The sequence below is a fragment of the Pseudomonas sp. TH31 genome (assembly GCF_016650815.1).
Taxonomy (GTDB): Bacteria; Pseudomonadota; Gammaproteobacteria; order Pseudomonadales; family Pseudomonadaceae; genus Aquipseudomonas.
This window is the reverse complement of record NZ_JAEKEZ010000029.1, coordinates 917,916-929,524: the sequence shown is the minus strand read 5'-3', so window position 1 is coordinate 929,524 and position 11,609 is coordinate 917,916. Positions and strand designations below refer to the sequence as shown.

General features: G+C 60.3%; 11 protein-coding genes and 1 pseudogene. 6 read left to right on the top strand and 6 right to left on the bottom strand.

Features of this window, described 5'->3' with window-relative positions; genetic code table 11:
* The first annotated feature begins 85 nt into the window (after positions 1 to 85).
* Positions 86 to 1,027: an AEC family transporter gene (locus JFV26_RS23810; RefSeq protein WP_201195835.1), complete on the top strand. Its 942-nt coding sequence runs from the start codon at positions 86 to 88 to the stop codon at positions 1,025 to 1,027.
* A gap of 115 nt (positions 1,028 to 1,142) precedes the next feature.
* On the opposite strand, the gene JFV26_RS23805 is transcribed toward JFV26_RS23810, so the two are convergent.
* The 6 genes from JFV26_RS23805 to gatC all read right to left on the bottom strand — a co-directional run bounded on the left by JFV26_RS23805 (position 1,143) and on the right by gatC (position 6,297).
* Positions 1,143 to 1,523 (bottom strand): carboxymuconolactone decarboxylase family protein, encoded by a 381-nt coding sequence (locus JFV26_RS23805; protein WP_201195834.1) that lies wholly within the window; start codon positions 1,521 to 1,523, stop codon positions 1,143 to 1,145.
* Entirely contained in the window at positions 1,520 to 2,581 is a 1,062-nt protein-coding gene (locus JFV26_RS23800; protein ID WP_201195833.1) for a calcium/sodium antiporter, read from the bottom strand. The genes JFV26_RS23805 and JFV26_RS23800 overlap by 4 nt, the downstream gene beginning before the upstream one ends.
* 46 nt (positions 2,582 to 2,627) lie before the next feature.
* Positions 2,628 to 3,002, bottom strand: a complete 375-nt coding sequence (locus JFV26_RS23795; protein ID WP_201195827.1) for a septal ring lytic transglycosylase RlpA family protein — start codon at positions 3,000 to 3,002, stop codon at positions 2,628 to 2,630.
* Between the two features lie 83 nt (positions 3,003 to 3,085).
* Entirely contained in the window at positions 3,086 to 4,531 is a 1,446-nt protein-coding gene (gene gatB / locus JFV26_RS23790; RefSeq protein WP_201195825.1) for an Asp-tRNA(Asn)/Glu-tRNA(Gln) amidotransferase subunit GatB, read from the bottom strand.
* Between the two features lie 10 nt (positions 4,532 to 4,541).
* Positions 4,542 to 5,993: an Asp-tRNA(Asn)/Glu-tRNA(Gln) amidotransferase subunit GatA gene (gatA, locus tag JFV26_RS23785; protein WP_201195823.1), complete on the bottom strand. Its 1,452-nt coding sequence runs from the start codon at positions 5,991 to 5,993 to the stop codon at positions 4,542 to 4,544.
* Between the two features lie 16 nt (positions 5,994 to 6,009).
* A complete protein-coding gene (gene gatC, locus JFV26_RS23780; protein ID WP_007901429.1) occupies positions 6,010 to 6,297 on the bottom strand; it encodes an Asp-tRNA(Asn)/Glu-tRNA(Gln) amidotransferase subunit GatC in 288 nt (95 codons plus the stop codon).
* A 211-nt stretch (positions 6,298 to 6,508) separates the two neighbouring features.
* On the opposite strand from gatC, the gene mreB reads away from it, so the two are divergent.
* The 5 genes and pseudogenes from mreB to rng all read left to right on the top strand — a co-directional run bounded on the left by mreB (position 6,509) and on the right by rng (position 11,585).
* The gene (gene mreB, locus JFV26_RS23775; protein ID WP_002555108.1) at positions 6,509 to 7,546 is read left to right on the top strand and encodes a rod shape-determining protein MreB; all 1,038 of its coding nucleotides are present in this window, start codon (positions 6,509 to 6,511) and stop codon (positions 7,544 to 7,546) included.
* 138 nt (positions 7,547 to 7,684) lie between these two features.
* Positions 7,685 to 8,782: a rod shape-determining protein MreC gene (gene mreC / locus JFV26_RS23770; RefSeq protein ID WP_201195898.1), complete on the top strand. Its 1,098-nt coding sequence runs from the start codon at positions 7,685 to 7,687 to the stop codon at positions 8,780 to 8,782.
* Positions 8,782 to 9,273, top strand: coding sequence for a rod shape-determining protein MreD (gene mreD / locus JFV26_RS23765; RefSeq protein WP_201195821.1), 492 nt, complete (start codon positions 8,782 to 8,784; stop codon positions 9,271 to 9,273). The genes mreC and mreD overlap by 1 nt, the downstream gene beginning before the upstream one ends.
* A 201-nt stretch (positions 9,274 to 9,474) precedes the next feature.
* Positions 9,475 to 10,071 carry a Maf family protein gene (locus JFV26_RS23760; protein WP_201195819.1) on the top strand — a complete coding sequence of 199 codons (597 nt, stop codon included), beginning with the start codon at positions 9,475 to 9,477 and terminating at the stop codon, positions 10,069 to 10,071.
* A 57-nt stretch (positions 10,072 to 10,128) separates the two neighbouring features.
* A pseudogene (gene rng / locus JFV26_RS23755) lies at positions 10,129 to 11,585 on the top strand (ribonuclease G).
* Positions 11,586 to 11,609: the final 24 nt, after the last annotated feature.

The following is an 11,609-nucleotide window of genomic DNA, read 5'->3' as shown; positions in this document are numbered from 1 at the left end:
GAAGGCTGCGATTTTTTGATCTTAAAGCGTTCCCGGTGGCTTATCATTCGCCCCTTAATGACGCCCACCCAAGGTTCCTCCCGGCATGCTGGCAATTTTCCTCGAAACCCTGAATATCACCGCGCCGGTGTTTGCCATGCTGTTTCTGGGTGTGCTGCTCAAGCGCATCAACTGGATCAACGACAACTTCATCCATACCGCGTCGGCCCTGGTGTTCAACGTCACCATGCCGGCGCTGCTGTTTCTGGGCATCCTGCACGCGGATCTGCACGCCGCGCTGCAACCGGCGCTGCTGATTTACTTCTGCGTTGCCACGCTGGTGTGTTTCGCCATCGCCTGGGGCTGGGCGATCTGGAAGTGTCCGCGCGAAGACCGGGGCATCTACACCCAAGGCGCGTTTCGCGGCAATAACGGTGTCATCGGCCTCGCGCTGGCAGCGAGCATGTACGGCGACTACGGGATTTCCCTCGGGGCGATTCTCGCGGCGCTCGTCATCCTCTTCTACAACACTCTCTCGACCATCGTGCTGGCGGTGTACAGCCCGGTGATCAAGTCTGATCCGTGGAGCATCTGCAAAAGCGTGATGGCCAACCCGCTGATCATCAGCGTGATTGCGGCGGCGCCGTGCGCCTATTTCAAGATCAGTTTGCCGGGTTGGCTGGAGGCGTCCGGTCAGTACCTGGCGCAAACCACCTTGCCGTTGGCGCTGATCTGCATTGGCGGCACGCTGTCGCTGGCGGCGTTGCGCAAAAGCGGCAACATGGCGCTGAGTTCAAGCCTGGTGAAGATGATCGGCCTGCCACTGCTGGCGACCGCTGGTGCCTGGCTGTGGGGCTTTCGTGGGGCGGAGCTGGGGATTCTGTTTCTGTACTTCGGCAGCCCGACGGCGGCGGCGAGTTTTGTCATGGCGCGTCAGGCCAATGGCAATCATGAACTGGCGGCGGCGATCATTGTGATCACCACGTTGATGGCGGCGGTGACCACCAATCTGGGGATCTTTGTGTTGCAGTGGGGCGGGTGGATGTAGGAGCTGCCGAAGGCTGCGATCTTTTGATTTTCGGCGTGCTCGAAGGTGGTAAAGATCAAAAGATCGCAGCCTTCGGCAGCTCCTACAGAGGCTGCGATCTTTCAAAGCGCCAAATTTATTCCGGCTTCTGGTACGTATCAATCACTTCCTGCGCCGCCCGAAACGCATCAATCGCCGCCGGCACCCCTGCATACACCGCGCAATGCAGCAGCGCTTCACGGATCTCTTCCACGGTGCAGCCATTGTTCAGCGCGCCGCGCACGTGACCTTTCAGCTCTTGCGGGCACTTCAACGCGGTCAGCGCGGCGAGGGTGATCAGGCTGCGGGTTTTCAGCGGCAGACCTCCACGATTCCAGACGCTGCCCCAGGCATGTTCGTTGACGAAATCCTGCAGCGGTTGACTGAACTCGGTGGCATTGCCCAGCGCCCGGTCGACGAAAGCATCGCCCATCACTTGGCGTCGAACTTCAATGCCGGGCTTTTTGTGGTCGGTCATGGCACATCCCTCTTGTGGTGTTGGCGACGCCAGGCGCGCAGCGACGTGAACAGCAGGAACGCCAACAGCGCCGGCAAGACGAAAAACAGCATCAGGTGTTCAAGCTTGCCGGCCAGTGGCATCCCGGTGGTGAACGACACCATGTGCAGGCCGTACGCCAGGTACAAACCCAGGCACAGCAATCCTTCGGCCCGGGTTATCCGGTAGCCGGTATAAAACAGCGGCAGGCAGAGCACGGCGACGCCGAGCATGACCGGCAAATCGAAGTCCAGGGCATTGGGCGAGACCGACAGCGGCGATGGCGCCACCAGCGCGGTAAAGCCGAGTACGCCCAACAGGTTGAACAGGTTGCTGCCGATCACGTTACCCACGGCGATGTCCCGTTGGCCACGCAGCGCGGCGATCAGCGAGGTGGCGAGTTCGGGCAGGGAGGTGCTGATGGCGACGACGGTCAGGCCGATGATCCGCTCCGACAGCCCGAGGTCGCTGGCGACGGAAACCGCCGCCCCCAACAACAAGTGACCGGCGTATACCAACATTGCCAGCCCGGCGAAGATCATCAGCAGGCTGCTGAACCACGGGGCTTGTGAAGTGGCTTCGTGGCTTGTTTGCGGACGGGCCGAGTGCCGTGACTGGCGCAGCAACAGGCCGAGGTACAACACCAGCGCGGCCAGCAGGATCACGCCGTCGAGGCGGGTCAGTTTTTCGTTCCAGGCCAATACGCACACCAGCAGGCTGGCGCCGATCATCAGCGGAATGTCCAGACGCACCAACTGACGCGACACCCGCAACGGAATGATCAGTGCCGACAGGCCAAGGGTGACGAGGATGTTGAAAATGCTGCCGCCGATCACGCTGCCGACGGCAATGTCGGCGTTTTGCGCGAGCATGGCTTGCAGGCTGACGGCCATCTGCGGGGCACTGCTGCCGAGGGCGACGATGGTCAGGCCAATGATCAGCGGCCGCACATGCAGGCGCGCGGCCAGGCGCACGGCGGCGCGCACCATCAGTTCGGCGCCGACGATCAATAGAAACAGGCCGCTGAGCAGTTCGATCACGCTCAGCAGAGGGATGTCGGCTAATCCGTAGATGGTCGGGGCTCCATCAGTTATCGAGGGCTTGCACGCGAACCCGTGCGGTGCCGCTGCTGACCATGCCCAACTGCGCGGCGGCGGCACGGGACAGGTCGATCAAGCGTCCGCGAGTATGCGGGCCGCGATCATTGATGCGCACCACGCAGGATTTGTCGTTGTTCAAATTCGTGACCTTCACCCGTGTGCCGAACGGCAACTGGCGATGGGCGGCGGTCAGGGCATTCTGGTTGAACGGCTCGCCACTGGCGGTCCGTTTGCCGTGGTGCTTGGCGCCGTAATACGAGGCTGTGCCGGTCTGGTCGTAACCGTGCGGGTCGATGATGTCGTTGCTGGCGCAACCGGCCAGCAGAGAGAGCAGGGCGCAGGCGCCGAGTAGACGCTTCATAAAAGATTTCCCTGAAACAAATGTGGGAGCGGGCTTGCTCCCACAGGGAATGGAGCCAGGTTTGAGATCTGGCCCCATGGCAATCAGCCTTCGAGCTTGCTTTTCAGCAGTTCGTTGACCTGTTGCGGGTTGGCCTTGCCTTTGGAGGCTTTCATGGCCTGGCCGACGAAGAAGCCGAACATCTTGCCGCGTTTGGCTTCGTCTGCCGCGCGGTACTGTTCAACCTGTTCGGCATTGGCCGCGAGCATTTCGTCCAGCACCGCGGAGATCGCACCGCTGTCGGTCACTTGCTTGAGGCCGCGCTTGTCGATGATCTCGTCCGCGCTGCCTTCGCCGTTGGCCATCGCTTCAAACACAACCTTGGCGATTTTGCCGGAGATGGTGTTGTCGGTGATGCGCAGCAGCATGCCGCCCAGTTGCTCGGCCGAGACCGGCGACTGCTCGATGTCCAGGCCCTGTTTGTTCAACAGGCTGCCCAGCTCAACCATAACCCAGTTGGCCGCCAGCTTGGCGTCGCCGCCGATGCTCGCGACTTTTTCGAAGTAATCGGCTTGCTCGCGGCTGGTGGCCAGGACGCTGGCGTCATAGACCGACAGACCGAACTGCGCCTGGAAGCGCTCGCGTTTCTGCGGTGGCAATTCTGGCAGGGTGGCGCGTACGTCATTGAGGAACGAGTCCTCGATCACCACCGGCAGCAGGTCCGGATCGGGGAAGTAACGGTAGTCGTTGGCTTCCTCTTTGCTGCGCATCGGACGGGTCTCGTCCTTGTTCGGATCGTACAGGCGGGTCTGCTGGATCACCTTGCCGCCGTCTTCGATCAGCTCGATCTGACGACGCACTTCGCTGTTGATCGCCTTCTCGATAAAGCGGAACGAGTTGACGTTCTTGATCTCGCAGCGCGTGCCGAATTCAACCTGGCCTTTCGGACGGATCGACACGTTGCAGTCGCAACGCAGCGAACCTTCGGCCATGTTGCCGTCGCAGATGCCCAGATAGCGCACCAGCGCGTGGACGGTCTTGACGTAGGCCACGGCTTCCTTGGCGCTGCGCATGTCCGGCTCGGAAACGATCTCCAGCAGCGGCGTGCCGGCACGGTTCAGGTCGATGCCGGTGGCGCCGTTGAACTCTTCGTGCAGGCTTTTACCGGCGTCTTCTTCCAGGTGCGCACGGGTCACGCCGACACGTTTGATTGTGCCGTCGTCCATGGCGATGTCCAGGTGGCCCTTGCCGACGATCGGCAATTCCATCTGGCTGATCTGGTAGCCCTTGGGCAGGTCCGGGTAGAAATAGTTTTTGCGGGCGAACACGTTGTGCTGGCCTATCTCGGCATCGATTGCCAGGCCGAACATCACCGCCATGCGCACTGCTTCCTGGTTCAGCACCGGCAGTACGCCGGGCATGCCCAGGTCTACCAGGCTGGCCTGGGTGTTCGGCTCGGAACCGAAGGTGGTGGAACTACCGGAAAAGATTTTCGACCGGGTGGTGAGCTGGGTATGAATCTCCAGCCCGATCACGACTTCCCATTGCATATGTTTCTCCTCAGAAGCCGGTTGGGGTGCGGGTGTGCCAGTCAGTGTGTAACTGATACTGGTGGGCAACGTTCAACAGGCGACCTTCCTGGAAATACGGGGCGAGCAATTGCACGCCGACCGGCAGACCGTCGACAAAACCGGCTGGCATGGACAAGCCCGGCAGACCCGCGAGGTTGGCGGTGATGGTGTAGATATCTTCCAGGTACTCGGCGATCGGATCGTTTTTGTTGGCGCCAATCTTCCAGGCCGGGTTCGGCGTGGTTGGGCCGAGGATGATGTCGACCTCAGTGAAGGCGGCCATGAAGTCGTTCTTCACCAGGCGACGAATCTTCTGCGCCTTCAGGTAGTAGGCGTCGTAGTAGCCGGCCGACAGCGCATAGGCGCCGACCATGATCCGGCGCTGCACTTCCGGGCCGAAACCTTCGCCACGGGAGCGCTTGTACAGGTCTTCCAGGTTTTTCGGATCGGCGCAGCGATGGCCGAAACGCACGCCGTCGAAACGTGACAGGTTGGAGGACGCTTCTGCCGGCGCGATCACGTAGTACGCAGGAATCGCGTGCTGCATGTTCGGCAGGCTGATTTGCTTGATCACGGCGCCGAGCTTTTCCAGCTCCTTGACGCTGTTGTGGATCAGCTCGGCGATGCGCGGGTCGAGACCGGCGCTGAAGTATTCCTTCGGCACGCCGATGCGCAGGCCTTGCAGCGACGTATTGAGGCTGGCGCTGTAATCCGGAACGGGTTCGTCGATGCTGGTGGAGTCATTCGTATCGAAACCGGCCATGCCTTGCAGCAGGATTGCGCAGTCTTCGGCAGTACGCGCCAACGGGCCGCCCTGATCGAGACTGGAGGCGTAAGCGATCATGCCCCAGCGCGATACACGACCGTAGGTCGGTTTCAGGCCGGTGAGGTTGGTGAACGCTGCCGGCTGACGGATCGAGCCGCCGGTATCGGTGGCAGTCGCGGCAGGTAACAGACGAGCGGCAACCGCGGCTGCCGAACCACCGGACGAGCCGCCCGGTACGTGTTCGAGGTTCCACGGGTTTTTCACCGCGCCGTAGTAGCTCGACTCGTTGGCCGAACCCATGGCGAACTCGTCCATGTTGGTCTTGCCCAGCGTCACGGCGCCGGCAGCGGCCAGTTTGGCGACCACGGTGGCGTCGTACGGTGCCTTGAAGTTGTCGAGCATCTTCGAACCGCAGCTGGTGCGGATGCCTTGCGTGCAGAACAGGTCTTTGTGGGCAATCGGCGCGCCGAGCAGGGCGCCGCTCTCACCATTGGCCCGGCGTGCGTCAGCGGCTTTCGCCTGCTGGAGCGCCAGGTCTTCGGTGAGGCTGATGAAACTGTTGAGCTGTGGATCGAGCTGGGCGATACGCGCCAGCAGGACTTTGGTCAGCTCTTCGGAAGAAAACTTTTTATCGGCGAGACCGCGGGCGATCTCGGCCAGAGTCAATTGATGCATTGCAGGCTCTTTCCCTTTAGTCGATGACTTTCGGAACCAGGTACAGGCCGTTTTCGACCGCTGGTGCGATGGACTGATAGGCCTCGCGATGATTGGTCTCGGTCACGACGTCTGCACGCAGGCGCTGGCTGGCTTCCAGTGGGTGGGCCAGCGGCTCGATACCATCGGTATTGACCGCCTGCATTTCGTCGACCAGCCCGAGAATGCTGTTCAGGGCCGAAGTGATGTGTGGAAGATCGGCATCATTCAGGCCAAGACAGGCCAGATGTGCGATTTTTTCCACGTCGGAGCGTTCAAGCGCCATTGCGATTCTCCAGTGGAAAACAGAACGGACGGCGTCCGTGTGTTAGATTGTCGGAACACTACCGCATTTCTACGGTCATAAGGCCGCGATTGTGGGGGTTGGTGCACAGAAAAGCGGCCAATTTAACATATTGGCGCCTTGCCCAAAATCCCTGTCGTTGTTAGAGTTTGCCGCACTTTTTTACCCACGCGTTGCCTAGGGTCCCTTTCCCATGTTCAAGAAACTGCGTGGCATGTTTTCCAGCGATCTTTCCATTGACCTGGGCACTGCCAACACCCTTATTTACGTGCGCGAGCGCGGAATCGTCCTGAATGAGCCCTCCGTTGTGGCTATTCGGACACACGGTAACCAGAAAAGTGTCGTTGCTGTCGGCACCGAAGCCAAGCGCATGCTCGGCCGTACGCCGGGCAACATTGCTGCCATTCGTCCGATGAAAGACGGCGTCATTGCCGACTTCAGCGTTTGCGAAAAGATGCTGCAGTACTTTATCAACAAGGTTCACGAAAACAGCTTCCTGCAGCCTAGCCCTCGTGTGCTGATCTGCGTTCCATGCAAATCCACCCAAGTGGAGCGTCGCGCCATCCGTGAATCGGCCCTCGGCGCCGGTGCTCGTGAAGTGTTCCTGATCGAAGAGCCAATGGCTGCTGCGATCGGTGCTGGCCTGCCAGTTGAAGAAGCACGCGGTTCGATGGTTGTCGATATCGGTGGCGGTACCACTGAAATCGCGTTGATTTCCCTGAACGGTGTGGTTTACGCCGAATCCGTACGAGTTGGTGGCGACCGTTTCGACGAAGCGATCATCACCTACGTGCGTCGCAACTACGGCAGCCTGATCGGCGAATCCACCGCCGAGCGCATCAAACAGGAAATCGGTACGGCCTACCCGGGCGGCGAAGTGCGTGAAGTCGACGTTCGTGGCCGTAACCTGGCCGAAGGCGTTCCACGTGCATTCACCCTGAACTCCAATGAAGTGCTGGAAGCTCTGCAAGAGTCCCTGGCCACCATCGTTCAGGCTGTTAAAAGCGCGCTGGAGCAATCGCCTCCGGAACTGGCTTCCGATATCGCCGAGCGTGGCCTGGTACTGACCGGTGGTGGCGCCTTGCTGCGCGACCTCGACAAGTTGCTGGCCCAGGAAACCGGTTTGCCGGTAATCGTTGCCGAAGATCCGCTGACCTGTGTGGCTCGTGGCGGTGGCCGTGCCCTGGAAATGATGGATAAACACACCATGGACCTGCTGTCGAGCGAGTGATCTCGCCTGATGCATCTATGCTGTGAGCGCGCAGGCAGCACTTTGCAGTGCTGCCTGTTGCGTTTATCTTCTGTCAGTCTGCATCCAGGCCGGTCTGCCGTATGATTAAAGAGAACATATGCCTGGGAGGAGCGGCTTATTAAACCGCTTTTCGCCAAGGGCCCCTCACTGGGCGTGCGCTTGTTGGTGCTGGTCGTGCTATCGGTCGCGCTGATGGTGGTCGATGCCCGCTTCACACTGCTCAAGCCAGTGCGTAGTCAGATGTCGCTGGTGTTGATGCAGTCTTACTGGATCACCGACCTGCCACAGCGGCTATGGCAAGGTGTGGCCAGCCAATTTGGCAGCCGGACCGAGCTGGTTGCCGAGAACGAAAAACTCAAGACCGAAAACCTGCTGTTGCAGGGCCGCATGCAAAAGCTTGCCGCCCTCACCGAGCAGAACGTTCGGCTGCGCGAGTTGCTCAATTCCTCCGCGCTGGTCAACGAGAAGGTCGAAGTGGCCGAGTTGATCGGCATGGACCCCAACCCCTTCACCCATCGCATCATCATTAATAAAGGTGAGCGCGACGGTGTGGTCCTCGGTCAGCCGGTGCTCGATGCCCGTGGCCTGATGGGCCAGGTGGTGGAGTTGATGCCGTATACCTCCCGCGTATTGTTGCTGACGGATACGACCCACAGCATTCCGGTGCAAGTGAACCGTAACGGTCTGCGGGCGATTGCCAGCGGCACCGGCAATCCGGAACGCCTGGAACTGCGTCATGTCGCCGACACCGCCGACATTAAAGAAGGCGACCTGTTGGTCAGCTCCGGCCTCGGTCAGCGTTTCCCGGCGGGTTACCCGGTAGCAACGGTCAAGGAAGTGATCCACGATTCCGGCCAGCCGTTTGCCATCGTGCGGGCCGTACCGACCGCAGCCTTGAACCGCAGCCGTTATCTGCTGCTGGTGTTCAGCGATGGGCGCACCGCAGAAGAACGCGCCAACGATGCAGCCCAGGCCCAGGAGGCTCTGGATCAGCACGGCGGCGGGCCGATCATCCCGGCAACCGTGCCGAAGCCGATTCCTGCGGTCGTGCCAGCTCCAGCCGTTGCTGCGCCGGTCGCCGCACCAGTGGTCACAACGCCTGCCAAGCCTGCGGCAACCACCCATCCGGGCAAGCCTGTCGCCAAGCCGCCTGCTGTGAAACCTGCTGCCAAACCGCCTGTCTCTGCACCGGCCACCACTGGGGGACGAGAATAATGGCCGGTGCGACTGCATCCCGAAACGTCTGGATCGTCTGGCTGACCTTCGCCATCGGTCTGTTGCTCAGCGTTTCGCCGTTGCCACAATTCATGGAAATCCTGCGCCCACTCTGGCTGGCCTTGCTGCTGGCATTCTGGGCCCTGGCCATGCCGCAAAAAGTCGGCATGGTGACCGCTTTTTGCCTGGGGCTGGCTGAAGACGTGCTCTATGGCACATTGCTTGGCCAGAACGCGTTGATCCTGACACTCATCACCTTCCTGGTGCTGTCGCTGCAACAGCGTCTGCGGATGTTCCCGATGTGGCAGCAGTGCCTGGTGCTGCTGGTGATCTTCGGCCTGGCCCAACTGGTTCAACTGTGGCTCAGCGCCCTGACCGGCAACCGTCAGCCGACCTTGGCGCTGGTGCTGCCGGCGTTGGTGAGTGCGTTGCTCTGGCCGTGGGTCAGCTTCGGTTTGCGTGGTTTGCGTCGACGTTACAAAATCAATTAATACGGTCAGGCATTAGCCCGCACGGTGCCTTGCCTCGCAAATACGTTTCTTTTTTGGCGAGTGGCTGTTGTTGCCAGACAAGGCGCCGCGACGAGTCATAGCTGGCTATGGCGAGGAGCGGCAACGCAGTATGGCAACAACGGACGCCGCCAAAAAGGAACAGTATTTGTGAGGCAGGGCACTAAACAGGGAGATGTCTTGATGAAAAAACTGTATCTGGCCTCAGGCTCGCCACGCCGGCGTGAACTGCTCACGCAGATCGGCGTGCCGTTCTCCGCCATCAGTGCGGACATCGATGAAACCCCTTTGAACGACGAAACCCCGTCGGCTTATGTCGAGCGCCTGGCGCGCGGCAAGGCCGAAGCCGGGCGCGCTACAGTCGTGTCTGATGCGTCGTTTTGCGTGTTGGGCGCCGACACGGCGGTGGTGCTGGATGGAAAAATTCTCGGCAAACCGGTGGACGAAGCCGACGCGTGCGCCATGCTTGAAATGTTGTCCGGTCATGAACATGAAGTCCTGACGGCCATCGCGCTGCTCGACGGCGAGCGCTGTGAGTCTTTGGTGGTGCGTAGTCTGGTACGTTTTCGCCCGATCAGCGCCCAGGAAGCGGCGGCCTACTGGGCCAGCGGTGAACCCCGGGACAAGGCCGGCGGCTATGGTATTCAGGGACTGGGCGCAGTGTTTGTCGCCGGGCTCGATGGCAGCTATTCGGCGGTGGTCGGACTGCCGCTGTGCGAAACCGCAGAACTACTCGGCCGTTTCGGCATACCCTGTTGGCAAACCCTTAACGCGCGCTAAGCGTCGTACTGACAAGATGCGGCCATTATCGTGAACATGCCTGAACGAGACCCTGCCATGAGTGAAGAGATTCTGATCAACATCACGCCGATGGAATCGCGCGTGGCGGTGGTCGAAAACGGTGTTCTGCAAGAGGTTCATGTCGAACGCACGCAAAAGCGCGGGATCGTCGGCAACATCTATAAAGGCAAAGTCGTACGTGTTTTACCGGGCATGCAGGCGGCCTTCGTCGACATCGGCCTGGACCGTGCAGCGTTCATTCATGCCTCGGAAATTTCCCTGCGTGAAGGCCCGGCTGTAGAAAGCATCAGCAGCCTGGTGCACGAAGGCCAGAGCCTGGTGGTGCAAGTCACCAAGGACCCGATCGGCTCAAAAGGCGCGCGCCTGACCACGCAGCTGTCGATTCCGTCGCGTTATCTGGTGTACATGCCGCGCACGGCCCACGTCGGCATTTCCCTGAAGATTGAAGACGAAGCCGAGCGCGAACGCCTCAAGCAAGTGGTCACCGACTGCGTGGCCACAGAAGGCATCAAAGAAGCCGGCGGCTTCATTTTGCGTACCGCCGCCGAAGGTGCCGGGGCCGATGAAATTCTCATGGACATCCGCTACCTGCGCCGTCTGTGGGACCAGATCAACGCCCAGATCCAAACCATCGGTGCCCCGAGCGTGATCTACGAAGACCTCGGCCTGGCCCTGCGGACTTTGCGTGACCTGGTGAGCCCGAAGATCGAAAAGATCCGGATCGACTCCCGGAAACCTTCCAGAAAACCACGCAATTCGTCGCCGAGCTGATGCCGGAAATCGCTGATCGCCTTGAGCATTACCCCGGCGAGCGGCCGATTTTTGACCTGTACGGCGTCGAAGATGAAATCCAGAAAGCCCTGGAACGCAAAGTACCGCTCAAGTCCGGTGGTTATCTGGTGGTGGACCCGGCGGAAGCCATGAGCACCATCGACGTCAACACCGGCGCATTCGTGGGCCATCGCAACCTCGAAGAAACCATCTTCAAGACCAACCTCGAAGCCGCCACCGCTATTGCCCGTCAGCTACGCCTGCGCAACCTGGGCGGGATCATCATCATCGACTTCATCGACATGGAAGACGAAGAGCACCAGCGTCAGGTGCTGCGCACGCTTGAGAAGCAACTGGAGCGCGATCACGCCAAGACCAACATCATCGGTATCACCGAATTGGGCCTGGTGCAGATGACACGCAAGCGCACCCGGGAAAGTCTCGAACAGGTGCTGTGCGAACCGTGCAGCAGTTGCCAGGGGCGCGGCAAGCTCAAGACCCCGGAAACGGTCTGCTACGAAATTTTCCGCGAAATTCTCCGCGAAGCCCGCGCCTATCAAGCGGAGGGCTATCGTGTCTTGGCGAATCAGAAAGTGGTGGATCGTTTGCTCGATGAAGAGTCCGGCAATGTCGCCGAGCTGGAAGGCTTTATCGGTCGCACCATACGGTTCCAGGTAGAAACCATGTATTCCCAGGAACAATACGACGTGGTGCTGCTCTGAATCTCCAGGTTTCACCGCTACTAG